Annotated in this window: 31 protein-coding genes and 1 pseudogene; 3 read left to right on the forward strand and 29 right to left on the reverse strand. The window is 57.2% G+C overall.

The window, feature by feature from the left end; translation table 11 throughout:
* Window positions 1–247 precede the first annotated feature (247 nt).
* The 3 genes from GXX34_06005 to spoIIID all read right to left on the reverse strand — a co-directional run bounded on the left by GXX34_06005 (window position 248) and on the right by spoIIID (window position 2397).
* Window positions 248–958 (reverse strand): hypothetical protein, encoded by a 711-nt coding sequence (locus tag GXX34_06005; protein HHW07073.1) that lies wholly within the window; start codon window positions 956–958, stop codon window positions 248–250.
* Window positions 959–1030: 72 nt separating this feature from the next.
* Window positions 1031–2062: a rod shape-determining protein gene (locus tag GXX34_06010; GenBank protein ID HHW07074.1), complete on the reverse strand. Its 1032-nt coding sequence runs from the start codon at window positions 2060–2062 to the stop codon at window positions 1031–1033.
* 77 nt (window positions 2063–2139) lie between these two features.
* Complete coding sequence (gene spoIIID / locus GXX34_06015; GenBank protein HHW07075.1) at window positions 2140–2397, reverse strand: sporulation transcriptional regulator SpoIIID; 258 nt, start codon at window positions 2395–2397, stop codon at window positions 2140–2142.
* Window positions 2398–2553: 156 nt separating this feature from the next.
* Here spoIIID and spoIID point away from each other — a divergent pair, with 156 nt between their 5' ends.
* Window positions 2554–3531 carry a stage II sporulation protein D gene (gene spoIID / locus GXX34_06020; GenBank protein ID HHW07076.1) on the forward strand — a complete coding sequence of 326 codons (978 nt, stop codon included), beginning with the start codon at window positions 2554–2556 and terminating at the stop codon, window positions 3529–3531.
* A gap of 360 nt (window positions 3532–3891) precedes the next feature.
* Window positions 3892–4602: a M23 family metallopeptidase gene (locus GXX34_06025; protein HHW07077.1), complete on the forward strand. Its 711-nt coding sequence runs from the start codon at window positions 3892–3894 to the stop codon at window positions 4600–4602.
* A gap of 21 nt (window positions 4603–4623) precedes the next feature.
* On the opposite strand, the gene murA is transcribed toward GXX34_06025, so the two are convergent.
* From murA to GXX34_06140, 23 genes and pseudogenes are all read right to left on the reverse strand, one after another.
* Window positions 4624–5874: a UDP-N-acetylglucosamine 1-carboxyvinyltransferase gene (gene murA / locus GXX34_06030; GenBank protein HHW07078.1), complete on the reverse strand. Its 1251-nt coding sequence runs from the start codon at window positions 5872–5874 to the stop codon at window positions 4624–4626.
* Between the two features lie 204 nt (window positions 5875–6078).
* The gene (locus tag GXX34_06035) at window positions 6079–6810 is read right to left on the reverse strand and encodes a hypothetical protein (protein HHW07079.1); all 732 of its coding nucleotides are present in this window, start codon (window positions 6808–6810) and stop codon (window positions 6079–6081) included.
* A 347-nt stretch (window positions 6811–7157) separates the two neighbouring features.
* A complete protein-coding gene (locus tag GXX34_06040) occupies window positions 7158–7562 on the reverse strand; it encodes a F0F1 ATP synthase subunit epsilon (GenBank protein HHW07080.1) in 405 nt (134 codons plus the stop codon).
* A 15-nt stretch (window positions 7563–7577) separates the two neighbouring features.
* On the reverse strand, window positions 7578–8993 hold the full coding sequence (gene atpD / locus GXX34_06045; GenBank protein HHW07081.1) for a F0F1 ATP synthase subunit beta: 1416 nt from the start codon (window positions 8991–8993) through the stop codon (window positions 7578–7580).
* A gap of 31 nt (window positions 8994–9024) precedes the next feature.
* Window positions 9025–9882 (reverse strand): F0F1 ATP synthase subunit gamma, encoded by an 858-nt coding sequence (locus tag GXX34_06050; protein ID HHW07082.1) that lies wholly within the window; start codon window positions 9880–9882, stop codon window positions 9025–9027.
* A gap of 52 nt (window positions 9883–9934) precedes the next feature.
* Window positions 9935–11452, reverse strand: a complete 1518-nt coding sequence (locus GXX34_06055; protein HHW07083.1) for a F0F1 ATP synthase subunit alpha — start codon at window positions 11450–11452, stop codon at window positions 9935–9937.
* 42 nt (window positions 11453–11494) lie between these two features.
* A complete protein-coding gene (locus tag GXX34_06060) occupies window positions 11495–12031 on the reverse strand; it encodes a F0F1 ATP synthase subunit delta (protein HHW07084.1) in 537 nt (178 codons plus the stop codon).
* Complete coding sequence (gene atpF / locus GXX34_06065; protein ID HHW07085.1) at window positions 12028–12531, reverse strand: F0F1 ATP synthase subunit B; 504 nt, start codon at window positions 12529–12531, stop codon at window positions 12028–12030. Before atpF ends, GXX34_06060 begins: the two co-directional genes overlap by 4 nt.
* Before the next feature lie 74 nt (window positions 12532–12605).
* Entirely contained in the window at window positions 12606–12833 is a 228-nt protein-coding gene (atpE, locus tag GXX34_06070) for an ATP synthase F0 subunit C (GenBank protein HHW07086.1), read from the reverse strand.
* A 61-nt stretch (window positions 12834–12894) separates the two neighbouring features.
* The gene (atpB, locus tag GXX34_06075) at window positions 12895–13590 is read right to left on the reverse strand and encodes a F0F1 ATP synthase subunit A (protein HHW07087.1); all 696 of its coding nucleotides are present in this window, start codon (window positions 13588–13590) and stop codon (window positions 12895–12897) included.
* 117 nt (window positions 13591–13707) lie between these two features.
* Window positions 13708–14067 (reverse strand): hypothetical protein, encoded by a 360-nt coding sequence (locus tag GXX34_06080; GenBank protein HHW07088.1) that lies wholly within the window; start codon window positions 14065–14067, stop codon window positions 13708–13710.
* On the reverse strand, window positions 14060–14311 hold the full coding sequence (locus tag GXX34_06085) for an AtpZ/AtpI family protein (GenBank protein HHW07089.1): 252 nt from the start codon (window positions 14309–14311) through the stop codon (window positions 14060–14062). The genes GXX34_06080 and GXX34_06085 overlap by 8 nt, the downstream gene beginning before the upstream one ends.
* A gap of 143 nt (window positions 14312–14454) precedes the next feature.
* Window positions 14455–15624 (reverse strand): UDP-N-acetylglucosamine 2-epimerase (non-hydrolyzing), encoded by a 1170-nt coding sequence (gene wecB, locus GXX34_06090; GenBank protein HHW07090.1) that lies wholly within the window; start codon window positions 15622–15624, stop codon window positions 14455–14457.
* Between the two features lie 22 nt (window positions 15625–15646).
* Complete coding sequence (locus tag GXX34_06095; GenBank protein ID HHW07091.1) at window positions 15647–15952, reverse strand: nucleotide pyrophosphohydrolase; 306 nt, start codon at window positions 15950–15952, stop codon at window positions 15647–15649.
* 13 nt (window positions 15953–15965) lie between these two features.
* Window positions 15966–16403 carry a cytidine deaminase gene (locus GXX34_06100; protein ID HHW07092.1) on the reverse strand — a complete coding sequence of 146 codons (438 nt, stop codon included), beginning with the start codon at window positions 16401–16403 and terminating at the stop codon, window positions 15966–15968.
* 12 nt (window positions 16404–16415) lie between these two features.
* Entirely contained in the window at window positions 16416–16946 is a 531-nt protein-coding gene (locus GXX34_06105; GenBank protein HHW07093.1) for a TIGR01440 family protein, read from the reverse strand.
* A 45-nt stretch (window positions 16947–16991) separates the two neighbouring features.
* Window positions 16992–17429 (reverse strand): annotated as a pseudogene (gene rpiB / locus GXX34_06110) (ribose 5-phosphate isomerase B).
* Between the two features lie 102 nt (window positions 17430–17531).
* Window positions 17532–17963: a low molecular weight protein arginine phosphatase gene (locus GXX34_06115; protein ID HHW07094.1), complete on the reverse strand. Its 432-nt coding sequence runs from the start codon at window positions 17961–17963 to the stop codon at window positions 17532–17534.
* A 21-nt stretch (window positions 17964–17984) separates the two neighbouring features.
* A complete protein-coding gene (locus GXX34_06120; protein ID HHW07095.1) occupies window positions 17985–18563 on the reverse strand; it encodes a manganese efflux pump in 579 nt (192 codons plus the stop codon).
* A 136-nt stretch (window positions 18564–18699) separates the two neighbouring features.
* Window positions 18700–19407, reverse strand: a complete 708-nt coding sequence (locus GXX34_06125; protein ID HHW07096.1) for a ZIP family metal transporter — start codon at window positions 19405–19407, stop codon at window positions 18700–18702.
* A gap of 40 nt (window positions 19408–19447) precedes the next feature.
* A complete protein-coding gene (locus tag GXX34_06130) occupies window positions 19448–20521 on the reverse strand; it encodes a threonylcarbamoyl-AMP synthase (protein ID HHW07097.1) in 1074 nt (357 codons plus the stop codon).
* A 449-nt stretch (window positions 20522–20970) separates the two neighbouring features.
* Window positions 20971–21105, reverse strand: a complete 135-nt coding sequence (locus tag GXX34_06135; protein HHW07098.1) for a DUF86 domain-containing protein — start codon at window positions 21103–21105, stop codon at window positions 20971–20973.
* The gene (locus tag GXX34_06140; GenBank protein ID HHW07099.1) at window positions 21066–21278 is read right to left on the reverse strand and encodes a DUF86 domain-containing protein; all 213 of its coding nucleotides are present in this window, start codon (window positions 21276–21278) and stop codon (window positions 21066–21068) included. Before GXX34_06140 ends, GXX34_06135 begins: the two co-directional genes overlap by 40 nt.
* A 513-nt stretch (window positions 21279–21791) precedes the next feature.
* Here GXX34_06140 and GXX34_06145 point away from each other — a divergent pair.
* Window positions 21792–22622, forward strand: a complete 831-nt coding sequence (locus tag GXX34_06145; protein HHW07100.1) for a DUF3800 domain-containing protein — start codon at window positions 21792–21794, stop codon at window positions 22620–22622.
* 317 nt (window positions 22623–22939) lie between these two features.
* On the opposite strand, the gene GXX34_06150 is transcribed toward GXX34_06145, so the two are convergent.
* From GXX34_06150 to GXX34_06160, 3 genes are read right to left on the reverse strand one after another with little or no spacing between them, the layout of a single operon-like run.
* On the reverse strand, window positions 22940–23323 hold the full coding sequence (locus GXX34_06150; protein ID HHW07101.1) for a Na+/H+ antiporter subunit G: 384 nt from the start codon (window positions 23321–23323) through the stop codon (window positions 22940–22942).
* Window positions 23304–23585 carry a Na(+)/H(+) antiporter subunit F gene (locus GXX34_06155; protein HHW07102.1) on the reverse strand — a complete coding sequence of 94 codons (282 nt, stop codon included), beginning with the start codon at window positions 23583–23585 and terminating at the stop codon, window positions 23304–23306. The genes GXX34_06150 and GXX34_06155 overlap by 20 nt, the downstream gene beginning before the upstream one ends.
* The gene (locus GXX34_06160) at window positions 23582–24076 is read right to left on the reverse strand and encodes a Na+/H+ antiporter subunit E (protein HHW07103.1); all 495 of its coding nucleotides are present in this window, start codon (window positions 24074–24076) and stop codon (window positions 23582–23584) included. Before GXX34_06160 ends, GXX34_06155 begins: the two co-directional genes overlap by 4 nt.
* Window positions 24077–24079 lie beyond the last annotated feature (3 nt).

Here is a 24079-nt window from a genome sequence, read left to right on the forward strand (position 1 = left end):
GCCGTGCCATTTTTTTGCCGGTGGGCCGGGGAAACCGGGCCGGGTCAAGGGGCTTGCCGGGCGACTCCCGCCTCTGCCGCCGGCGACCGGTAGGGAGGAGGGCTTGGCGGGCAGGAAACCGAATGGGTCCGGGCCTGCGCCCGGGCCTGCCGGTAAAACCGGGTAGTCTTTCAGCGGCACAGCCCGCAGCCGGCCAGCTGGGTAACTCAGGACCGGCCGTGGGCCCGCGGCCCTCAAATGCTGATTCTCAGGCGGTCAGGTCATACAGGACCCGGCTGAGTTGCTCCTCCTGAAAATGCCAGGTAATCCCTGTACCGGGGGTGAACTGCGGTTCCAGGGACAGGATGAATTTTCGCAGCTCCCGGGGGTTGAGGTTGGAGGCGATGCGGTAGTGAAGCCGGAGGTTATCCCAGGTCAGGGGAAAATCGGTGCTGATGTAGTACCTGGCCTTTAGAAAGAGCCGGGGCAGGTGCCAGAAATAGACTTCCGCTTTGGTGAGGCGGCGCACCAGCTCCCCCAGGATTTCCTCGTCCTGGGGGCCGGGGGCCATGGTAAAGATGCCTTTCAGATCCACCCGCTTGCCGTTGACCAGGATGGGGCCGGTGATTTGCTCCACTTCATCCATGATGGAGTTTTTGATGGTGACCTGGTAAGCAATAGGCACCCGGAGGCACTCCTCCACCGCCTGCCGCAGACGCAGCAGGCCCGCTTCCCGGTAATAACGGCGGAAATCCATCCCCTGCCCGGGTACTTGCCCCTGGGGCGGGAAAAAGACGGCGGCGGACTGGAACCGGTCCCGGTGGTTGATGCTGTAGACGGCCACCATGGCCAACTCCTCGTCTTCAAAGCCGAGGAAAAGGACGTTGAGGTTGTCCGTTTGGGAATTCAGGCTTTCCGGTTGACTTAGGGCCGGCGCGCCGGGGATAAGAAAAAAAGCTCCCCACAGCAGTCCCGCCATAAAGAGCTTTGTCCAAAAAGATCGCATGTACGGGATCACCTCATGGTTAATGTAACCCAGGTGTCCCGCTGGTTATACCAGCAGTTTTTTGGAAATGGAGCCCTTATCCTGCAGCACGTTGAGCATGCTGAGGGCTTTGCCGGTGCCGGCGGCCACGCAGGAAATGGGATCCTCGGCGATGTGAATGGGCAGGTTGGTTTCTTCCATTAATAAGGTATCCAACCCGTTTAACAAGGCGCCCCCGCCGGTGAGAACGATGCCCTTGTTCACGATATCCGCCGCCAGTTCCGGGGGCGTTTTCTCCAGCACTTCTTTCACGGCGCCGATGACGGCTTCAATGGGCTCCTGCACGGCAATGGCCGTTTCCTCCGAGGTGACGGTGATGGTTTTGGGAAGACCAGAGACCAGATCCCGGCCCCGGATGTCCATGGACTTTGGTTCCGTCATCTTCTTGGGGTTCACGGTGCCGATGGCGATTTTCAGTTCCTCGGCGGTCCGCTCCCCGATCATGAGGTTGTATTCCCGGCGGATGTAGCGCACCAGGGCTTCATCGAATTTATCGCCCCCCACCCGCAGGGACTTGCTGATGACGATGCCTCCCAGGGAAATCACCGCCACGTCGGTGGTGCCGCCGCCGATATCCACGATCATGCTGCCGCAGGCGTCGCTGATGTCCATGCCGGCGCCCAGGGCGGCAGCCAGGGGCTCTTCCATGAGATAGGCTTGCCTGGCCCCGGCGGCCAGGGCGGCTTCCCGGACGGCCCTTTCCTCCACGCCGGTAACCCCCGAGGGAATACAGATCATAACCCGCGGCTTGAACAAGAATCTCCGGCCGCAGGCTTTTTCAATGAAGTGGCGCAGCATCTTTTCGGTGGTGTCGTAGTCGGCAATGACCCCTTCCCGCATGGGCCGCAGGGCGACGATGTTGCCGGGGGTCCGGCCCAGCATGCGCCGGGCTTCCTCCCCGACGGCAATGATTTTATTGGTCACTTTATCGATAGCCACTACGGATGGTTCGTTCAAGACAATGCCTTTACCTTTGACATAGACGAGGACGCTGGCGGTGCCCAGGTCTATGCCGATGTCTAAACCCCAAGCCAAAATACTACAACTCCTCTCCTCACACCTGTGTTGTTCAGCATATTCATTTCGCTAAAAAGGAGAGGATTCCTGTCCGCAAACTACGAAACTTCTCCTTCTTTGTATTTTTTTCTGGTGGCTTCGCCGCCGCGGAGGTGTCTTTCCGCTTTGTTCTGGTCTAACACCCGCCGCACTTCCTTGGCCAACTGCTCATTGATTTGCGGGAGGCGTTCCGTGACATCCTTATGTACCGTGGATTTCGAGACCCCGAACACACCGGCCGTTTGCCGCACGGTGGCGGAAGATTCAATAATATATTTGCTAATATCCAGCACCCGCTGGCGGATATAGTCTTGCATGCCCGAGCCCCCTATGAAGTTTGCTTTTTATTCTGATTTATATGAACCTTTGGGGGCAAAAAGAACAGGAAAGATGATGAATAACCGGGGTCCCCGCCTCATAGAATGTACAAGCAGCACAAGCCCTTACGGGACAGGGGGCACGGGAGGGAAGTCATGCGCCGCTTATTGATTGCCATGATAGTTTGCACGGTGCTGCTGGTGGTGGTACTGCCGGCGGCCGTGCTTTATTTCTGGACCCCGGCCGGGCAGGAGGAGCGGGTGAAAATCACGCCGGGGCAGGTGCAGCTGCGGGTGCTCTTGCAAGAAACGGGCCAGGTGGTCACCATGGATCTGGAGGAGTACCTGGTGGGAGTGGTGGCGGCGGAAATGCCGGCGGTCTTTGCACCGGAGGCCTTGAAAGCCCAGGCAGTGGTGGCCCGCACTTACGCCCTGAAGCGAAAAGAAATCGCCGCCCAGGGGGGCAATCCCCACCACCCGGAAGCGGATGTTTGCAACGACCCCGCTCACTGCCAGGCCTGGCATTCCCCCAAGGAGCTGCGGGCCCGCTGGGGGCTGTTCCCTTATTACCTGCACCGGAACAAAATCGAGCAAGCGGTGCGGGATACGGAAGGAGTGGTGGCCACGTACCAGGGGAAGCTGATCGACCCGGTGTACCACTCCACCTCCAACGGCAACACGGAGAACTCGGAGGAGGTGTGGAAACTGGCGGTGCCTTACCTGCGCAGCGTGGAATCCCCCTGGGACCTGGTGTCGCCTAAGTATCACGCCCAGGTGACCTATGATGTTTCCGAAGTGGCCACCCGGCTGGGTCTGGACCCGGGGAGCCTGGCCGGGCAACCGGGCCTGCCCCTCAAGGTGCTGGAACTGACCGGGGGTGGGCGGGTGAAAAAGATCCAAGTGGGAGATCAAGTCCTCACCGGGGAGGAATTCCGCCGGCTCCTGGATCTCAACTCGGCGGCGGTGTCCTGGGAAAGGCAGGGAGACCGGGTGATCTTCACCACCAAGGGCTACGGCCACGGGGTGGGCATGAGCCAGTACGGGGCCAACGGGATGGCCCTGGAAGGATACAACTACCAGCAAATACTTTCCTATTATTATAACGGTATCCAGCTTTACCGGATCACGGAATAGAGGGGGAGAGTTCTCAAGGCCGGCTTTACACCGGGAATATTTTTGAGGCCCCCTTTACCGGGTCAGGGAATGGAGAGGGAATACTCTCTAGGGCACTTTTGCCAGGCCATGAATAAATGGACGATATTCTCCGGGCCAGCCTCACCGAATTTAAGAGCCTTTTGAACAAGACTGGTAGAAGGAAGGGTTGGCCTGGGCCGGATGAGTATGAGAGGATGCCATAATATGGCATTTTATGGCCAGCGGGACGGTTTAAGGGGCTCCAGCGCCGTCAATAATAGTTACTGAGGTGATGGAGCAGTGTTTAAACCGTATACTTTTTTCCAAAATGCCAGAAAAATAATTAATTTGCGCTTTAAAATGGAAGAAGGCCGGGGTAGGACGTTTAAGCTTCCCCGGGTGAAGGAGCATCCCGCCTACCGGGTGCTGGTAGCGGGGCTGGTCATCACCGGCATCGTGTCTTTAGGCCAGTACGTCTCCTCCGGGCAGGGCACCAGGGTGGAGATCACCACCCAGTCCCACCCACCGGCCCAATCCACGCCGGTGCTCCTGAAAGAACCGGTGCACCTGCCGGAGGGCAGCCCTACGGCACCGGCGCATATCCCGGCGGAGGCGGCCGAGGAACCTGCCGGTGAAGAAAAAGGAGGAGGGTTAACCGCCGCCACCGGCCCGGACTGGACCCAGAGCCGCAAACCCATCCAGGGGCAGGTGGTGGCCGCTTTCCGCTTCGGCTACGCGGAGTTTTTTGATGACTACCGGCTCCACGGCGGCATTGACTACATGGCCCCTAGAGGCACACCGGTAACGGCGGTGCTGGCGGGGACGGTGACAGCCATTGCCGACCATGAACTGTACGGGAAAATGATTACCATTGACCACGGGGACGGCTGGGAAAGCCATTACGCCCCGGTACAGGATGTGGAAGTGGTGCCGGGACAGTGGGTGGAAGCGGGTACCCAATTGGGCCGGTTGGCAGGTTCCCCGCCGGCGGAGGGCAGCCGGGGCACCCATCTCCATTTTGAGCTCCACCAGCACGGGGAGCCCCTGGATCCGTCGTTATACATTAAATAAGGAGCAGCCCGCGCTGCTCCTCTATTTTTCCTCTATCTGGGCTCCTAGAGCCTTCAGTTTTCCCACCAGGTTTTCGTAGCCCCGGTGGATGTGATGCACACAGTCCAGTTCCGTGGTTCCCTCGGCCATGAGGCCGGCGATGACTAAAGCGGCGCCGGCTCTTAAGTCGGTGGCCTTGACGGGAGCGCCGGAGAGTTTGGACACCCCTTTCACCACGGCGGTGTGGCCTTCAATGACGATGTCCGCCCCCATCCTCTTTAACTCGTCCACGTGCATGAAACGGTTCTCGAAAACCGTCTCCACTACCACGCTGGTACCCCGGGCCACCGTTAAAAGGGCCATCATCTGGGCCTGCATGTCGGTGGGAAAGCCGGGATAGGGCAGGGTTTTCACATCCACGGACTTGAGATCATTATCTGCTTTGACCCTAAGCCCCCCGTTTTCCTCGTAAATCTCCACCCCTGCTTCTTCCAGCTTGGCAATGATGGGCTTCAAGTGATCCGCGATCACGTTATCCACCAACACATCGCCCCCGGTGGCCGCGGCGGCGGCCATGAAGGTGCCGGCTTCAATCCGGTCGGGAATGATGGTGTGGGTAGTCCCGTGGAGTTCCTTCACGCCTTCAATTCTAATGATATTGGTACCGGCTCCCGTCACCCTGGCGCCCATGCTGTTTAGAAAAGTGGCCAGGGCCACGATTTCCGGTTCTTCGGCGGCGTTTTCGATAATGGTGGTTCCCTCCGCCAGGGTGGCGGCCATCATGATGTTCTCCGTGGCGCCGACGCTGGGAAAGTCCAGGTAAACCCGGGCGCCGGTCAAGCGATCCGCCTTAGCTTCCACCACCCCGTGGCCGATGCGCACCTGGGCCCCCAAGGCGGCGAAGCCTTTTAAATGGAGATCTATGGGGCGGCTGCCGATGGCACAGCCGCCGGGCAGCCACATCCTGGCCCGGCCCTTCTTAGCCAGCAAAGGCCCCATAACAAGAAAAGAAGCCCGCATCTTCCGGACATACTCCTGGGGCGGTTCCACCTCGGCGATGGAGCGGGTGTCGATCAGGAGGGAATTGTTATCTTGCCAATGGGCTTGGGCGCCCAATTCTTCAATGAGCTGGACAATGGTGTGGACATCAGCCAGCCGTGGCGCTTCGTGTAAATAGGACTGTGATTCCGCCAGCAAACTGGCGGCGATAATGGGTAATACGGCATTTTTCGCGCCGCTCACAGTGACTTTGCCTGTGAGTCGCCTTCCCCCAGTAATGGAGAGTTTTTCCAACGGCTGTTCCTCCCTGTTCCGCAATCTTTTACATTATTCCACACGGCGGTCGTATTTCCTTCCTACAAATCTTTACAGCCAGGCCCCTGCCAATATATGTAACCCGGCCGGTGTTCAGTATTACCACCCGCCGGCACCCCGGGATGAAGGGGCTTACCGGGTGGACCCTGTCCGGCTGCCCCCGCTGCAAGGGGAAAAGAGGGGCTAGTAATCCCGGTAGATCAAAGGTGAACCTAAATAAATATGAGTCCGGTTATCCAAGGGGTGATAACGGGCCGCCGCCTGGACATTGACAGGCTCGCCCCGCACATCCCGGACAAAGGACTTGATCCTGGGGGAATGGCCGGCCCAGCTGACCAGCAGGCCGTCCGTGGTTTGCCACGTCTGCCGGACGTCCAGGGATTGAAAAATGTTCCCCAGCAGTGCTTCTATTTCATTATACGCGGCGCGGCCGGGCAAGGTACCTGCCAGCAAGGCGGCGTACTGGGCCTCAAGGCCGTAAGACGAAAACACCTGCTGCCAGTGGCGCTCCAGCTTGGGCAATTGGTCCACGTCCCGCAGGGTGGCTTGAGCCAAAAGGCGGGCCCGGCCCCCCTGGGCGGTCAGTGCCAAGGCCAGCTCCATGCCACCGGATGGGTCATGGAACAAGCAGCCGTTCTCAGTCTTTTTCACCACCGGCTCCGGGCCCGGGGGGAAAAGGGCCGGGCCCAAGACCAGGAGTGCCTCTTCCCAGGCCGCCTCCCTTTCCGGCGGCAGTTCCACCCGGGCTTGCAGCACCCCTTCCCGGGGTGTCACAGCGGCAGCTGTCAGGGCCGGCACCAGCTGGGCACCGGCAGGCAGGGGCTCCGGGCCGGAGCGGAGGATCCAGGTATATAACAAGGCAGCCGGGACTGCCAGTAGTCCAACAATCAGATAATAATGTCGCTTCAGGCTCATCAAGCCAAGACCCCTCCTTCTTTTGGTATTCTTGCCAAGGGGAGGGGCGTCTATACTCCCGGTCGCCGGTCCAAAGTACCGGCAGTCTTTTACGACAGGGGGAATACACAGGGGCGAGAATGGGCGGTACTTGTGTTATAAGCCCATGGTAGAACCGTCTCTCTGTGCAGGCGCAATAAACGCAGAGGCCGCAAGGATCTCCTTGCGGCCTCCACGCCCTTTGGTTAATTGCATTGCTTTTTAGAAAAGCAAGCTGTTAACTTCTATTCGACTTCCTCCGGGACATTTCCTGCCCGGTCGTCTGGTAGTTTTTGCAACAAGACACAAGGAGGCGCTCCTGTAATCTTTTAGGAGCGCCCTGCCGCTTTCAGTCTAGCCAGGGACCGGCGCAAAGCCGCTTCCGCCCGCGCCACGTCCAGCCCGGGATCGCGCTTGGCCAGCCGTTCTTCCGCTCTTTGCTTGGCCCGGAGGGCTCTGTCCACATCGATTTCCCCGGCCAGCTCGGCGGTATCGGCCAAAAGCACCGCTTTGTCCTGGGCTACTTCCATAAAGCCGCCGGAGATGGCGGCGGTGTCTTGCTTTCCATCAGCCTTGTAGGTTAAGACCCCGATGCTCAACTCGGCCACCAGGGGAGCGTGCCCGGGTAGGACGCCCAGGTAACCTTCTTTGGCCGGGGCGATGAAGGAATCCACTTCTTCCCGGAGCACCACCCGTTCCGGCGTCACCACTTCCAGCGTAATTTTCTTCGTCATGGTTATCCCGCCCTTTTAAGCCATCATTTGCTTGGCCTGGGCCACGGCTTCGTCAATGGTACCCACCATCAGGAAGGCTTGTTCCGGCAAGTCGTCATGCTTGCCTTCCAGGATCTCTTTGAAGCCGCGGATGGTTTCGTTAAGCGGTACGTACCGGCCCGGTGTGTTGGTGAAGGCTTCCGCCACGTGGAAGGGCTGGGACAGGAAGCGCTGGATCTTTCTGGCCCGGGCCACGATGATCTTGTCCTCTTCCGACAATTCATCCATACCCAGGATGGCGATGATGTCCTGCAGTTCCTTATAGCGCTGGAGCACCTGCTGGACGCCCCGGGCCACCCGGTAATGCTCCTCCCCGACAACCCGCGGGTCCAAAATCCTGGAGGTGGAATCCAGCGGGTCCACGGCGGGGTAAATACCGAGCTCGGCGATACTCCGGGACAACACGGTGGTGGCATCCAGGTGGGCGAAGGCCGTCGCCGGAGCCGGGTCCGTCAAGTCGTCGGCGGGCACGTAGATGGCCTGCACGGAAGTAATGGACCCTTTCTTGGTGGAGGTAATCCGCTCCTGCAGCTGGCCCATTTCCGTGGCCAGGGTGGGCTGGTAACCCACGGCGGAAGGCATCCGGCCCAAGAGGGCTGACACTTCGGAACCGGCCTGGGTGAAACGGAAGATGTTATCGATGAATAAAAGCACGTCCTGGCCTTCCACATCCCGGAAATACTCCGCCATGGTGAGGCCGGTGAGACCGATTCTCAGGCGGGCGCCGGGGGGCTCGTTCATCTGCCCGAAGCAGAGGGCGGTTTTTTCGATAACCCCGGATTCTTTCATTTCCAACCAGAGGTCGTTACCTTCACGGGTCCGCTCGCCCACACCGGCGAAGACGGAATAACCGCCGTGCTCGTAGGCGATGTTGCGGATGAGTTCCATAATGAGCACCGTCTTGCCGACACCGGCACCGCCGAAGAGGCCGACTTTACCACCCTTGGCATAAGGGGCCAGGAGGTCCACCACTTTGATGCCCGTTTCCAGGATCTCGGTGGAGGGGCTCTGGTCTACGAAAGCGGGAGCCGGGCGGTGAATGGGCCATTGCTCTTCCGCGTTGACGGGGCCCATGTTATCGATAGGATCGCCCACCACGTTGAAGATCCGGCCCAGGGTGGCGGGACCGACCGGCACTTTAATGGGGCCGCCCGTATCGATGGCGACCATGCCCCGTTTCAAGCCGTCGGTAGAGGAAAGGGCCACACAGCGGACGGTGTCGTTGCCCAGGTGCTGCATGGCCTCCATGGTGATATGGAAATCACCTTCGGCCAAGCCGGCTGGCTGGTCTTCGCTGCGCACAACGACGGCGGTATAGATGTCCGGTAACTGCTCGGTAAATCTCACGTCCACTACCGGCCCGATAACTTGCACGATCTTGCCTACATTCATGGGTCTCAACTCCTTTCTTCGCTGGTAATCACTAGCTGAGGGCGGCGGCGCCACCCACGATTTCGGAGATTTCCTTGGTAATGGCGGCCTGGCGCGCCCTGTTGAAGGACAGGGTGAGCTGGTCGATCATCTCGGCGCAGTTTTCCGTAGCGTTATCCATGGCCGTCATCCGCGCCCCGTGCTCGCTGGCTTTGGCTTCCAAAAGGGCCCGGTAGACCTGCACCTCCAGGTAACGGGGCACCAAAGTATGGAGCAGGGATTCTTTCTCCGGTTCGTAAATATACTCCAGTTCCCCTTCCGTCTCCCCTTGGGGAGCGGCTAGGATGGGCAGCAGCTGCTGGGCCAGGGGCTCGTAACGGATGGCGGAATGGAACTTGGTATAAACCAAGTGGATTTTATCCACTTCCCCTTGCTCGTATAAAGCGGTCAATTCCCGGGCCAGCTCCCGGGCTTGGATGTAGTGGGGATCGTCGCCGATGTCCAGGTATTCCCGGATAATGTTGTAGCCGCGGATGCGGAAATAATCCCGGCCTTTCCGGCCGCAGGCGATGATCACCCCTTGTTCTTCCGGGTTTTCGCGGATCAGGGATTCCGCCAGCTTGGCCACGTTCACGTTGTAGCCGCCGGCAAAGCCCCGGTCCCCGGTCAGCACCACGTAAGCGGTCCGGTTGCCGTTTCTGGGCACGAACAAGGGATGCTCGTATGTCTCCACCCCCGCCGTCAACCGGCCCAGCACTTCCAGCAGCTTGTTGGCATAAGGACGGGCGGAGATAACCTTGTTCTGGGTTTTCCTGAGCTTCGCCGCCGAAACGGTTTTCATGGCCTTGGTGATCTGCTGGGTATTCTTAATACTGCGGATCCGCCTTTTAATGTCCCGCATTCCTTGCATTTCGGTACTTCACCACCTTCCGGACGCTTCTTCACGAAGCGTTACAGGCTCGCTAGTTTTTTCCTCCGGTAAAGGTCTGCTTGAATTCTTCGATGGCCCCTTTCAGGGCGGCGATGGTTTCATCGGAGAGCTTCCCGGATTCCCTGATGTCCCGCAAGATCTCGGGATGGGAATTGCGCAGGTACGGCAGGAATTCCTTTTCAAAGGGCCGCACTTGCTCCACCGGGATATCGTCCAAATAGCCGTTGGTGGCGGCAAAGATAATGGCCACCTGTTCTTCCACGGGCATGGGCTGGTATTGATCCTGCTTCAAGATTTCCGTCAGCCGTTCGCCGCGGGCCAGGCGGGCTTGGGTGGCTTTATCCAGGTCGGAACCGAACTGGGCGAAAGCAGCCAGCTCCCGGTACTGGGCCAGCTCAATCCGCAGGCGGCCGGCCACTTGCTTCATGGCCTTGATCTGGGCGGCACCGCCCACCCGGGACACGGAGATACCGGGGTTGATGGCCGGGCGGATACCGGCATAGAACAAGTCGGATTCCAGGAAGATCTGCCCGTCGGTAATGGAGATCACGTTCGTAGGAATATAGGCGGACACGTCACCGGCTTGGGTTTCAATGATCGGCAGGGCCGTAAGACTCCCCCCGCCCATCTCGTCATTAAGCTTTGCCGCCCGCTCCAAAAGCCTGGAGTGGAGATAGAACACGTCGCCGGGGTATGCTTCCCGTCCGGGCGGACGTCTCAACAACAGGGATAATTCCCGGTAAGCGGCGGCTTGCTTGGATAAATCGTCGTATACCACTAACACGTCTTTGCCGTTGTACATGAAATACTCGCCCATGGCACAGCCGGAATACGGGGCGATATAGAGCATGGGAGCCGGTTCACTGGCCGTTGCCGCCACCACGATGGTATATTCCATGGCGCCGGCTTTCTCCAGGTTGTTCACCACGGAGGCCACGGTGGAGGCTTTCTGCCCGATGGCCACGTAAATGCAGATGACGTTCTGGCCTTTTTGGTTGATGATGGTGTCCACGGCCAAGGCCGTTTTACCCGTCTGCCGGTCGCCGATAATCAGCTCCCGCTGTCCCCGGCCGATGGGAACCAGGGCGTCAATGGCCTTGAGACCCGTTTGCAGGGGCTGGTGCACCGGGCGCCGGTACACGACACCGGGGGCCACGTTTTCCACCGGGCGGTACTGGTCGGTGATGATGGGACCTTTGCCGTCGATGGGCTGGCCCATGGCATTGACCACCCGGCCGATTAAGGCTTCTCCCACCGGTACTTCCACGATCCGGCCGGTTCTCCTGACTTCGTCCCCTTCACGAATATGGGTATAAGGGCCGAGGATCACGCAGCCGATGTTGTCCTCTTCCAGGTTGAGGGCCATCCCGTAGACATCCTGGGGGAAGAGTAAGAGCTCCCCGGCCATGACTCCTTCGAGACCGTAAACCCGCGCAATACCGTCCCCTACCTGGATCACCGTACCTACATCAGCCACTTCGACCTCGGACCGGAAATTAAGGATCTGGTTCTTGAGAATGGAACTAATCTCATCCGGTCGCAGACTCATTCTTCTTCTTCACCTCACTATCCAAACTTCAAAAAAAGGCACCTAACCACTCAGCTGGGCTTTGAGATTCTTAAGCCTGGTGGCAACGCTGCCGTCAATCACCTTGTCGCCGATCTTTAATACAGCACCTGCCATCAGACCCGGATCCAGCCGGTACCTCAGCCTGACCTGTTTGCCGGTGGCCTTGGCCAGTTTTTCCGCCAGGGCTTGCCTGTCTTCTTCCGGTAGTTCAACGGCAGTGCGTATTTCCGCTTCCATCACGCCGTGATGGCGGTCCAATTCTCGCTCAAAGCTCTTGATGATGTCCTCTAAGTACTCCTCCCGGCGCTTTTCCAGGATGACCCCGATGAAGTTCAAGGTGAGTGCCTGGAAAGCCTGGCCGAAGAGTTCCTGCATCAACTGGTATTTTTTATAACTGGCGATCCGCTTATTCTGCAAGACCTCTTTTAACTCCTCACTGCCGGCCAGGACTTGCGCCAGGTTCTTTAAATCCTGTTCCACTTGGGGGAGCAAATCCTGCTGTTTGGCCAGGGAGAATAGAGCGCCTGCATAGCGGCCGGCCACGATCTGCCTGCTCATTGCAGCTCCCCTGCCTCTACGATAAAGTCATGGATCAGCCGCTCATGGTCCTTCTGGGACAGTTCTTTATTGATCACCCGGCCGGCAGCCAGCACGACCAGGGTCGCCATTTCCTCTTTGATCTCTTTCAGGGCCCGGGCTTTTTCCATTTCGATTTCCGCTTTGGCCCGCTCCAGCATCTTGCCGGCTTCTGCCTGGGCGTTCTTGATGATCTCTTCCTTCATCTCCTCGCCCACTTTAGTGGCATTGGCAATGATGGCCTGGGCCTCACTCCTGGCGTTTTGGATTTGTTCTTCGTACTTGGCCAGGAGTTTCTGCGCTTCTTCCCTTTTCTGGGCGGCCTCGTTGATGGCGCCCTCGATCTTCTGCTCCCGCTCCAGTAGCAGCTTGGTCACCGGTTTATAAGCAATGATATATAAAACCCCAATGGTAATGAGGAGGTTGAGGACGTTAGTAACAAAAGTCCATCCGTTAAAGTTCAGGGCTTGCAGGACCTCCATAATCTTCTCACCTCCGGCCTTAAATAATACATGGGGCGAATAAGGCCATCCTTATCCGCCCTTTTAGCGGACATTTATCCAATCTTGGTCCACATGAGAATTGCAATAACGAAGGCAAAGAGTGTTAACGCCTCCATAAATGCTAAGGCCAAAAGTAAAGAAGTCCGGATTTCACCAGCGGCTTCCGGCTGGCGCGCGATACCTTCCATGGCCCGGGCGGCGGCATTACCTTGTCCCAAGGCAGAACCTAAACCTACCAAGCCAATCGCTAACGCAACACCGACGAATGCTAAAGCCGTCATGTAGATTTCCCCCCTTTCCAAGGTAAATCAAGCTGGCAAATGATAAAAACTGCTAAGCTCCCTAATGCCCGTGTACCATGGTGGCAATGTAGGTGGTGGTTAATAAGGTAAAGACGAAGGCCTGGATAAATGCCATCAGCACACCTAGCAATTGCACCGGAACCGGTACGATCAGGGGCACTAGAATCGCCAGAATGGAAGTCACCATTTTTTCGCCGAACATGTTGCCGTAGAGACGGAGGGAGAGGGAAACGGGCTTCACACACTCCTCCACCACGTTGAGCGGCATCATGGCCGGGTTAGGCGACACGAAATGATGCAGGTACTTGCCCAGCCCCCTGTTGGCGATGCCAATGAGCTGCACCAGGATGATGGTGGTCACCCCAAAAGCGGCCGTGGTGCTGAGATCCATGGTCGGAGGCTTCAGCCCCGGGATGAACCAGGCCAGGTTGAGGAAGAGGATAAAAATAAATAATGTTCCCACCAAGGGCAGGAACCTTCTACCGTCTCGACCCATGGCGTTCTCCAAGACGCTCCAGATGAACAGGACAAACAGCTCTATGAAATGTTGTCTGCCGCGACGGGGCACGAGGGTCAGGTTCCTGGTACAGATAAAGGCTACGATGAATAGGATCGCCATGATGACCCAAGTCGTGACCACCGTAGTGGTAATGGGGATCGGCCCGATGTGAAAGACGGTGTGGGGCGACAAGTGCTCCATAATGTGGGTCAACTCATGGATTTTCGCTTCACTCATAGACCAGTTTTCACCCCCTTTGCTTCAGGATCAGGTGCCGCCGGGCGCCGGACAGCCGGGAGAATCCTGTATACGCCATTTCTGGATCAACTTCACACAAATTGCGGCAAACTGGTATTACCTGCGAAAAATTACCGGGAAAGCCGCCAAAAGGTATGTCTGCATTTCCAAAGTCAACCCGGCCACCGCGCCGAGGACGAGCTGCATATGGATCAGACCGGTGCCTATCACCAGGATGCCGTCCAGGATCATGCGGGCCAGGTATCGCTTCAATAAGGGATTGAAAGTCTTTTCCCACGGGTCCTTGGCTACCAGCCAGTAGTTAAAGATGCTCACCGCCGTGCCGAGGAGCAGCCCCAGCACCGCCAGGCGAAGGCCGCAGAGCAGGAAAACCGGGACATAAAAGCAGGTCACCAGCAGCATCAGCTGTATCCGCTTTTTCATCTCCGCCTGCATGGTCATGGTTGGGCTAGTCATCCTTACGAGCATCCTTCGGTGGGTTGAACTTATCCAGCGCCTGCAGTTCCTTGAGCATGGAGTAAAAAGCCATGGCTGCACCGCCTAACAGACCCAGCACCAGGCAAAGGGGTTCAGTACCAAGCTTCCGGTCCAGCCACCGCCCGCCGTAAAAGCCCAGAAAGAGGCTGGCGGCCATGGTGACGCCAAAGGAGACGGCGAAATTAGCATACTTGGCGTATCTCCAGTAATCCTGGCTCTTCATATATTATCCTCGCCTTGCTTGATACTGTTAAAATTTGTAAACGTGAACACAATTATACATTTGCCTGCCGCTAGATACACGATTTGTGTTATTCGCTATAGATGTCCCAATTCCTTGTTCAACCGGAGAAATTTTCACGACATTCATTTCACAAACTTTGGAAATCGACCGGGCATAAAAGGCTCCGGTCTCTCCCGGGATTGGCCGGAGACAAATAAAAGGGCTTCCACAATGCGCCGGGAGGCTTGCCCGTCCCCGTAGGGGTTCACCGCTTCTGCCATCTGCCGGTACAGTTCCCGGTCCGTCAAGAGGGCCTTGGTATGCCGGTACACCTCTTCCTCCCGGGTGCCCACCACCCGCACCGTGCCTGCCTCCACCGCCTCCGGGCGCTCGGTGATGTCCCTTAAGACCAGCACCGGTTTGCCCAGGGCCGGGGCCTCTTCCTGCAGCCCGCCGGAATCCGTGAGCACGAGATGGGAGCGGTGCATCAGGTAGACGAACTGCGCGTAGTCCAAAGGCTCGATTAAGTGGATACGGGGCTCCCCAGACAGCACTTCCCGGGCCGTGGTGCGCACTTTCGGGTTCTTGTGGACGGGAAAGACCAGCTCCACATCGGGGTGTTCCGCCACGATGCGCTTTAAGGCGCAGAAAATGTCGCGCATGGGCTCCCCCCAGTTTTCCCGCCGGTGGGCCGTCAAAAGGAGTACCTTCTTGTCGAAATCTATTTTGCGCAGCTCCGGTTCTTCGACAATTCCTTCCGTTTCCGCCACCGCGTCCAGCAGGGCGTCGATCACCGTATTGCCTGTCACAAAGATGGACTCCGGATCGACATTTTCCCGCAAGAGGTTCTGTTTGGCCTGCTCCGTGGGCGCAAAATGCCAATCGGCGATGGCTCCTGTCAACCGGCGGTTCAATTCTTCGGGAAACGGAGCATACTTGTTGCCGGTGCGCAGGCCCGCCTCCACATGGCCCACAGGGATTTGCTCATAAAAAGCCGCCAGGGCGGCGGCAAAGGTGGTGGTGGTATCCCCATGGACCAGCACCAGGTCGGGCTGTTCCCGGCGAAAGATTTCCCCCAGGCCCTCCAGCACCCGCCAGGTGATCTGGGAGAGGGTCTGGCCTTCCCGCATGATATCCAAGTCGTAATCAGGAATGATGTTAAAGAGCTCCAGCACCCCGTCCAGCATTTCCCGGTGCTGGGCGGAGACGGCCACCAGGCAGCGCACATGGGGTGTCTCGCGCAGTTTCCGCACCAGGGGAGCCATTTTGATGGCTTCGGGCCGGGTGCCGAAGACGGTAATCACTTTCAACATAGATAACTCCTTTCCGGGAACCCTAGAGATAGCCTTTCTTAGCCAGCTTGTCGATGTGGGCTCCCAGGGCCTTGTCGATATCGATCCCGTATCGTTCTTCCAGTACAAACATCATGGAGACCGCCGTCTGGGCCACATCCAGCAGCTCCTCGGTGATCTTCCCCATGATTTCTTCTTCCTCCAGGCTGATCTTCTCCCCGTTCAAGCCCCGGAATTTACCGATGGCTTGGGCCAGCTCGCCTGCCTCTTCCATGAGCTTTAAGGCGGTGGATTCCAGGGTCGGGGAGAGCTTGCTCAGGCGAGGCAGGGTAATGATTTTGCTCTTCATGGTTCTCCCCCATCTAAAGTTTTCTGATCGGGACGCCTGCTTCCGCCAAGAGTTCCCGGGCCAGGGCATCGGGATAGTCACCCAGGGTGACGATCTCGGAGATGCCGGCATTGATCAGCATCTTGGCACAGGTCACACAGGGCTGGTGGGTCACGTACAGTACGGCTCCTTTAATGTTCACGCCGTGGAGAGCCGCCTGGACGATGGCGTTTTGCTCCGCATGGATGCCGCGGCACAGCTCGTTCCTCTCGCCGGAGGGCACCCCCAGCTTTTCCCTGAGACACCCAATCTCACTGCAGTGGGTGAGCCCGGAGGGACTGCCGTTATAACCGGTGGTGAGGATGCGCCGGTCTTTCACCAGCACCGCCCCCACGTGACGCCGCAAACAGGTGGACCGCTTGGCCACCAGCTTGGTAATCTCCATAAAGTATTCATCCCAGGAAGGCCGCATGGCTCCACCTCCTCAGCGGCTGTACCTGGCTCTTTCTCCCCCGATGAGCCTGGGCCTGGTTTTGGCCAGGGTGAGATGGGCATGCCCGATCTGCTTGATGGGCAGGCGGACGGGCACGACCACGGGCCGTAAATGCATGCCGATGAAGGTGTCACCGATATCCATGCCCAGGTGAGCCTGAACCCCGGCCACCACCACCGGCTGATCAAAGCGGCTCATGGCCGCTTCCGCCAGGGCCCCGCCGGCCTTGGCATGGGGCACCACCTGGACGATTTCCAGGCCGTACTGCCGGGCGCAGGCTTCTTCCACCACCAGGGCCCGGTTCAGGTGTTCGCAGCACTGGACGGCCAGGTACAGCTCCCGCCCCTGGGCGGCGGCCAGGAGTTCCTGCAGGATGGTTTCCGCAATGGCCAAGCTCCCGGCGGAACCGATGCGCTCGCCGGCCACTTCGCTGGTGCTGCAGCCTACTACCAGGATGTCCCGGGGCTGGTAGGAGGCCTGGGCCAGCAGGCCGGTGACGGCTTGGCTCGTTTCCAAAGCGATCCGGGCCGGGTCCGGTGTCTTTGGGGGCGCCTCCACGGCGCCGTATTTCTGCTCGATGGCGGTGATCTTGTCCACCCGGCGGGCGTGCCTGCCCCCTTCGAAGTCGCCGGCCAGCCAGGCCTCCACGATTTCCAGCGCCAAACCGGTCCCGATCACCCTTTCTCCCAGGGTAAGGATATTGGCGTCGTTATGCTGCCGGGAAAACCGGGCGGAAAAAGTGTCGTGACACAAAGCGGCCCGGATGCCGGGCACTTTATTGGCGGCAATGCCGATGCCGATGCCGGTGCCGCACACGAGGATACCCCGGTCGCATTCCCCGCTTCTAACGGCTTCCGCCACCAGCAGGGCGAAATCAGGGTAATCCACCGAAGCTTCGCTCATGGTGCCGAAATCCAGGTATGCAATTCCCCGCTCTTGCAAGTAGTTGGCAATGGCTTGTTTTAACTTGAACCCGCCATGGTCACTGCCGAGGGCAATCCGCATGCTGTTCCTTCCTTTCCGTTACAGGGTGCAAAATGCCGGTCGTTCTGCCGGTACCCGGCAAAAGGCCGACTAGATCTTTCGCCATTTCTAGACATAATTCCTTTAGTTTTCTTCCCGGAAACGGGACAGGATGCCGGTCAAGGCTTCCTGCAGGGCCTCTGCGGTGCGGCGGTAATCCGCCAGGGTGCCGCCGAAGGGGTCCGGGATATTGAAAGAGATCACCTGCTTGTCCCCGGCCTGCGGGAAGGCGGCCAGCAGCTGCTCTTTATGGGCTTCCGTCATGGTAATAATCCAGTCAGCCCAATCGATTAATTCCCCCGTCACCTGCGTTGCCGCGTGGTCCCTCAGGTCCAGTCCCATTTCCTCCATGACCGCCACGGCCTGGTCGCTGGCGGGGCTGCCGGGAAAAGCGAAAACCCCGGCGGTCTTAATCTCCCACGGCACCCGGTGCTCCCGGGCCAGTTTTCCCGCCAAAGCCCCGGCCATGGGACTGCGGCAGGTGTTGCCGGTACAGACAAACAACACTTTGGTCATGTGCATCCGTCTCCTCCCAAGCTAGAAGAACATGGTCACACCGATCAGGGCTAAAAAAATACCGCCTATTAGCTGGGCTTTTTCCCCCAGCCAACAGCCGAGTCTTTCTCCAAACAACAATCCGGCCAGGGTCATACCCCCGGCTACCAGGCCGAAGGTAACGACGGTCAGCCACAGGTTAGCTTTCAAAGCCCCTAGGCTCAGGCCCGCCGTTAGGGCATCCAGGCTGACGCTGCCCGCCAGGATGACCAGGGCCCATAAGCCCGTTAGGACCCGGCTGCGGCCGGCACCGGCGGCAGGCAGGGGAGTGGGGCAATCCTGCCCCGCTTCTCTTTTGGCCAGGGCTTCATGGAACATGTGCAGCCCCATGAGGACCAAGACGGCCCCGCCGATGTAGCCGGCTACCCGGCCCAGCACTTTGCCCAGCATGAGCCCGGCCCCCAGCCCCACCAGGGGCATAAGCACGTGAAAAAGGGCCACGACCACGGGAAAAAGATAGACTTGCCGGTTTTTCCCCTTCCCCATACCCATGCAGACGGCGAGGGAAAAGGCATCCGTACCCAAAGCTCCGGCGACGACCAGGATCGTTAAGAAATTCACTGTATACCTCCGTTTATACCTTGCACCGGCCAAGCCAATGCATGATCCGCCCCAGGGGCAAACCGCCGGCCCGCGGCACCGGTGCCCAGAGGCGTTTCCTCTATTATTATTACCCACAACGGCTCTTTTACCTGCTCTATTCGAGGAGCGTCAAGAGGAGCACCAGCAGCAAACCCGCCAGTCCTCCCCGCAGGGCCAGGGAACTTCCCTCCCGCCGGCCCTGGGGCCAAAGTTCCCACAGGGCGATGTAGAGCATGGCCCCACCGGCCAAGGCCAGCAGGTAGGCAATGAAATGAGCGGAAATGCCCACCAGCAAAAAACCCAGCCCGGCTCCCAAGGGGGTCACCAGGCTGACTAACCAGGCGGTGGAGAGGATCCGTCCGGCCCGCTGGCCCCCCAACAGCATGGGGGCGGCCATGGCCATCCCTTCCGGGATATTGTGAAAGCCAATGGCGACAGCAATTACCCATCCCAAGGTGGGTGCCGCCGCATAACCGGCCGCAATGGCAATGCCCTCCGGCAGGTCATGGAGGGCGATCCCTGCCGCCACCAAATAACCTACCCGAGCCAGCCGGTCGCCCTTTTCCCCCGCCTCCAACCGGCGGCCGATCAACCATACCAGCCCCAGGCCCGATACCAACCCGGTCGCCAGGTGCCAGGGTCCCCCCAGCCGCCAGGCGGAAGGGAGCAGGTCCAAACCCGCCACCCCCAGCATGGCTCCGGCCGCCAGGCCCAACATCCAAGCTAAAACTCTTTTGGCTGCCCCGCCCCAGAGGAGGGTAATGAGGGCACCCCCCACCGTGGCCAGACCGGCCAACAGGCTTACCGCCATCACCGTTGCCATAGGCCCATCACCACTACATCCTATTCGCCCCGGGCAACCCTTAGACCCGCAGGATGCGGCGCCCGGCGGCTTTGGTGAGCCGGTTCATAATGGCCAGCCCCAAGCCTTGGGGCGGCACTCCTTCGGCATAAACCAGGTCCAACCGGTACCGGTCACAGTTGCGCAGAGCGCCGTAAAGACGATTAGCGATTTCCTCCAAGTGGTCCTTTGACCCTAACACCTCCAGGTAATGGGGTGGGACCAGTTGTTGTTCTCGATAGGAACGGGCCGTTTCCGCGGTGAGCAAAAGCCCCACCCGCAAGCCCCGGTCTCTTGCCTCCTGCACCAGCCGGCTTAAGGTATAGAGCCCGGCGGCGGTGAGGCCGACGACCACCGTCACCCGGGCTTTGGGGGCATAATGGGTATATTTCATCCCCGGCGCCCTGGGTTTGAACTCTTTTCCTCCTTCGGTCGTCAAAGCCGGATCCAGGACCACCGGGCCGATGACCTCCTCCAGTTCTTCCTTGGTGATTCCGCCGGGCCTCAAAATCACCGGGGGGCTTGCGGTAAGATCTAAAACGGTGGATTCCACCCCGACGGCCGTTCCGCCTGCGTCCAGCACCAGATCCACTTTCCCGGCCAGGTCTTTTAAGACATGCAGCCCGGTGGTGGGGCTGGGCCGGCCGGAAAGATTGGCGCTGGGAGCAGCCACCGGCACCCGGGATTTTTCCAGCAGGGCCAGGGCCACCGGGTGGGCCGGCATCCTGACGGCGACGGTGTCCAGGCCGGCGGTCACCACATCGGGTACGCACCTGCGCCTGGGCAGCACCAGGGTCAAGGGGCCGGGCCAAAAAGCGTTCATCAACAGTTCAGCCTCCGGCGGCATCTCGCGGACCAGCATGTCCAGGTCATCCACCCTGGCAATATGTACGATCAAGGGATTATCCGCAGGCCGTCCTTTAGCGGCAAAAATCTTGGCCACGGCGGCGGGATTCAGGGCGTTGGCTCCCAGGCCGTAGACAGTCTCCGTGGGAAAGGCGACGGTACCGCCCCATCTCAGGATCATTGCCGCTTCCGTCAGGCAGTCGCCGCCGGGACTGCCCGGGAAAATCTTGCAATAACGGGTTACGTTCATCAGCAGGCCTCGCTTTTTGTTGTGGTCATTGTTATTAAAACATAGTATAACACAACCGCCGCTGGGACAAAACGGTTACGTCCTTGCTTCAATTGTAGTAAATAAAAAAGGCAGCGTAAAGCTGCACTCCAGCTTGTTGACTAACTGTCTCTTTGTGTTCGGTGTTAATCGCCGGCTGCAAGGAGCCCCATTTGGGGATGAGCTCGGTCGCTCTCGGACGCCTCCCATTCGCACCTGGCGGTGCTCAGAGGTCGGCGTTCTCCCTCGAGCTCCCTCGCTCTTTTGATTCTTGGTCCCATGCAGCCCTACGATTAACACCGAACACCCTTTTGTCTACAGTCTGAAGCGCAGCGTAAAGCTGCGCTCAAAGGGCTGGTAAAAGGACAATCGGGCGTAACAGGGCCTTCCCACGGAGCGTTTTTATTGCTGCCCCCGCGGCAGGCGCTGCCTTAAGACAAGTACCGGGCGGCAATTTGCGCTGCAAATGATTTCAAATCAGCCACATTACCGGCGATGATATCATATACAATCCCGCGGTCCGGTCTTAGATAGTCATGTACCAGTATATTACGAAAGTAGGCCATATCCGTAAATTTCTACCCAATTCCGTGGAGATAACATGCTTCTCCCCTAATACGACAAAAATGTCTCGATAACTGCCGGGCTTTTTATACCTCATGTCAGAGATAATGTGGTTGCCGCTGTCAACGGCACATTCAATGGACAGGTGTAAGAACCGTTCCCCGGCGCCGTACAGGTACGGGTCTTCTTTGAAACGTTCCTTGTCATGCTGCTTGAAATATTATATCACCGGTTGTCTTAATTTTCCAGCAGCATCCAGGGCAAAACTATCCTGTGGATCTGAAAACCACGGGAGAACCATCCCCGTTGCTTATTAACCAAATCTCATTCAAATAAGAATATCATCCAAAAAAGGGATGTCTACCCATAATAGTGAATATAAAGATTCAGTTTTGTTATTGAAAGCCTGCTAAGACTTCTCGAATGATTAAAATTAAAGGCGACCATAACTCGGGAATATAATCTACCATGGTATCCATTGATAGGTCCGGGCCAACTGGGCACGATAAGAATTGGAATTGAGGAACGGGTGGAAAAGACGGCCGGCAGTAGCCATAGGGCCTATTATTGCGGGTTTTGGCAACACAACAATAGTCTTAATAGCGTTCATTCCTTGCTTAAATTATGCCATGGATAACAGACACATAACAAATCACGTCGTTAACAGATTGCGGAGGAGGACGCAAGTTTGGAATATATCATCTATTGCGATGAATCCGTTAAACAGGGAAAATATTTCCAAAACTTTTATGGCGGTGCTTTAGTTAGTTCTAAGGATTTAATGCTTGTCAATGCATCATTATGTGAAAAGAAGAAAGAGTTAAACATACTTGGTGAAGTTAAATGGAACAAGGTGTCAACGAATTACCTCGAAAAATACATGCAACTAATGGATGTATTTTTTGCTTTTGTCAAAGATAACATAGTTAAGGTAAGGATTATGTTTACACATAATTATACCCCTCCGAAAAACCTTACCCGGGAACAAATCGAAAACGGGTATTTCCTTTTGTATTACCAATTTATTAAACATGCCTTTGGCTTACAATATTGCAACTCTACCGGCCAGCCAGTAAGACTTAGGATCTATTTCGATAAGCTGCCGGATACAAGAGAGAAAAACGAAAGATTTAAAGATTATATTTATGGGTTACAGCACCTGAAACCATTTCAAAAGGCCCACATAGTAATTGATAGACAGGATATAACAGAAGTAATATCTCATAACCATGTTATTCTTCAGTGCACTGACGTCATACTAGGAGCAATGCAATTCCGGCTGAATGATATGCATAAAGAAAAACCTCCCGGTCAATTTCGAAGGGGTAAGAAAACCATCGCAAAAGAAAAGTTATACAAACATATCAATCGACTTATCAGAGATATACATCCGAATTTCAATATCGGGGTATCAACAGGCATAGCGGATTTAGCTGACAAATGGAATCAGCCATACAGACACTGGAACTTCATACCAAGAGAATACTACATTGACCAAAGTAAAGTCAAGAACAAGTAAGCCCCGTCAACTCTACATAAATATCTTAAGTAGGAACTTAAGACTTCGAGTTGGACAGGGCTTTCATCCCAACGCACAACTAACTGTTGTTTCTAATTCTATTTTATCATCTCCAAAGAGTGTGTCAATATTTCGTCCTTAATTTTCCACTAATGAAATTAAGCGGAAGATGGTGCGAGCCATGATTCGCCCACGTTTTGTGGCCTCTTTGCTGAATATGTGCTACCTAAACTCAGCACATCGTATATCCCAAAACCAAGTAAATACCCGGGGGGTCATGGCTAACACCCCCGGGTATTGCCTTTTCCCGATCAAGGTTATCTCGCGGACTTGGGCGCTCCGTTTCCTTGCACTGCGCCTTCTTCGGCAGGCGGTGTGTAGTCCTTCATCTGATCCAGCACGCTGCCTTTCCATTGCTTCACCCCGGCAAAATACGCTGCCCGGGTGATCATATGGCTGGCAATGGGGCTGGTAAAGAAGATAAACAATGTCATCAGCAACAGCTTAAAAGCAAATTCCCCCGTCAAGGCGGTGAAATGCACCACCGCCGCTAGCATTAGGAATCCTACACCCAAGGTGGAAGTCATGCCGGAAGCGTGGGCACGGCAGTAGAAATCCGGCATGCGGTAAACACCGGCGGCACCGGCAAGGATGAACAGCAAGCCAACCAGGATCAGCAGACTAACGATGATTTCGATCAATGATAACACCCTTTACTATGAATTTGGCCAGCCCAGTCGTGCCCACAAAACTGAGGATGGCAATGGTCAGGATACCATCGGAAAAGATCAGCGTGTTTTCCTTGATGCACAGCAGCACAATGGCCGCCAACACATGCATCACCAGCGTGTCGGTGCCGACGGCCCGGTCCGGCACCGTAGGGCCGGTCACAATCCGGTACAAGCAGAGTAAAGCACCTACCCCCAAAGCTGCCAAAGCTACATTGGCCACCAGGTCGATCATTCGAACACCTCCAGTACCCGTTTTTCGAAGGATTCCTTGATTCCTTCGATGACTGATTGCGGGTCCTCGATCTCCAGGGTATGGATATACAGGGTTTTCCGGTCCGGCGACACTTCCATGGAAATAGTACCCGGTGTCAAGGTGATTAAGTTGGCGAGGACGGTAATCCCCCAATCAGATTTGACCTCCAAAGGATAAGCCACAATCCCCGAAGGAGGATTGACGGTACCCTTGCACACCTGCTTCAAGACCGCGATATTGGCTTTCACCAGCTCAACCAGGAAGACCCAGGCCAGGTCAATGAAACCCAGGATCTTCTTGGTATACATTTTCCCCGGGGGGATCTTGGGAAACAGGAACAACACTCCGGCCCCTAAAATATAGCCCCACACCAGGTTAACTAAGTTGAACTCCCCTTTCAGGAATGTCCAAACCAGCGCCACGAAGATGTTGAAAATGAGGCTTGCAGCCATGGATAACACCTCGATCAATTA

The sequence above is a fragment of the Clostridia bacterium genome (genome assembly GCA_012840125.1).
Classification (GTDB): Bacteria; Bacillota; DULZ01; order DULZ01; family DULZ01; genus DULZ01.

What these genes read in the sequence shown, in the direction of transcription:
- GXX34_06005 (HHW07073.1), bottom strand. Translation starts at nt 958, where the DNA reads ATGGCGGGACTGCTGTGGGGAGCTTTTTTTCTTATCCCCGGCGCGCCG.
- spoIIID (HHW07075.1), bottom strand. Translation starts at nt 2,397, where the DNA reads ATGCAAGACTATATCCGCCAGCGGGTGCTGGATATTAGCAAATATATT.
- spoIID (HHW07076.1), top strand. Translation starts at nt 2,554, where the DNA reads ATGCGCCGCTTATTGATTGCCATGATAGTTTGCACGGTGCTGCTGGTG.
- GXX34_06025 (HHW07077.1), top strand. Translation starts at nt 3,892, where the DNA reads ATGGAAGAAGGCCGGGGTAGGACGTTTAAGCTTCCCCGGGTGAAGGAG.
- GXX34_06035 (HHW07079.1), bottom strand. Translation starts at nt 6,810, where the DNA reads ATGAGCCTGAAGCGACATTATTATCTGATTGTTGGACTACTGGCAGTC.
- GXX34_06040 (HHW07080.1), bottom strand. Translation starts at nt 7,562, where the DNA reads ATGACGAAGAAAATTACGCTGGAAGTGGTGACGCCGGAACGGGTGGTG.
- atpD (HHW07081.1), bottom strand. Translation starts at nt 8,993, where the DNA reads ATGAATGTAGGCAAGATCGTGCAAGTTATCGGGCCGGTAGTGGACGTG.
- GXX34_06050 (HHW07082.1), bottom strand. Translation starts at nt 9,882, where the DNA reads ATGCAAGGAATGCGGGACATTAAAAGGCGGATCCGCAGTATTAAGAAT.
- GXX34_06055 (HHW07083.1), bottom strand. Translation starts at nt 11,452, where the DNA reads ATGAGTCTGCGACCGGATGAGATTAGTTCCATTCTCAAGAACCAGATC.
- GXX34_06060 (HHW07084.1), bottom strand. Translation starts at nt 12,031, where the DNA reads ATGAGCAGGCAGATCGTGGCCGGCCGCTATGCAGGCGCTCTATTCTCC.
- atpF (HHW07085.1), bottom strand. Translation starts at nt 12,531, where the DNA reads ATGGAGGTCCTGCAAGCCCTGAACTTTAACGGATGGACTTTTGTTACT.
- atpE (HHW07086.1), bottom strand. Translation starts at nt 12,833, where the DNA reads ATGACGGCTTTAGCATTCGTCGGTGTTGCGTTAGCGATTGGCTTGGTA.
- atpB (HHW07087.1), bottom strand. Translation starts at nt 13,590, where the DNA reads ATGAGTGAAGCGAAAATCCATGAGTTGACCCACATTATGGAGCACTTG.
- GXX34_06080 (HHW07088.1), bottom strand. Translation starts at nt 14,067, where the DNA reads ATGACTAGCCCAACCATGACCATGCAGGCGGAGATGAAAAAGCGGATA.
- GXX34_06085 (HHW07089.1), bottom strand. Translation starts at nt 14,311, where the DNA reads ATGAAGAGCCAGGATTACTGGAGATACGCCAAGTATGCTAATTTCGCC.
- wecB (HHW07090.1), bottom strand. Translation starts at nt 15,624, where the DNA reads ATGTTGAAAGTGATTACCGTCTTCGGCACCCGGCCCGAAGCCATCAAA.
- GXX34_06095 (HHW07091.1), bottom strand. Translation starts at nt 15,952, where the DNA reads ATGAAGAGCAAAATCATTACCCTGCCTCGCCTGAGCAAGCTCTCCCCG.
- GXX34_06100 (HHW07092.1), bottom strand. Translation starts at nt 16,403, where the DNA reads ATGCGGCCTTCCTGGGATGAATACTTTATGGAGATTACCAAGCTGGTG.
- GXX34_06115 (HHW07094.1), bottom strand. Translation starts at nt 17,963, where the DNA reads ATGACCAAAGTGTTGTTTGTCTGTACCGGCAACACCTGCCGCAGTCCC.
- GXX34_06125 (HHW07096.1), bottom strand. Translation starts at nt 19,407, where the DNA reads ATGGCAACGGTGATGGCGGTAAGCCTGTTGGCCGGTCTGGCCACGGTG.
- GXX34_06130 (HHW07097.1), bottom strand. Translation starts at nt 20,521, where the DNA reads ATGAACGTAACCCGTTATTGCAAGATTTTCCCGGGCAGTCCCGGCGGC.
- GXX34_06135 (HHW07098.1), bottom strand. Translation starts at nt 21,105, where the DNA reads ATGGCCTACTTTCGTAATATACTGGTACATGACTATCTAAGACCGGAC.
- GXX34_06155 (HHW07102.1), bottom strand. Translation starts at nt 23,585, where the DNA reads ATGATCGACCTGGTGGCCAATGTAGCTTTGGCAGCTTTGGGGGTAGGT.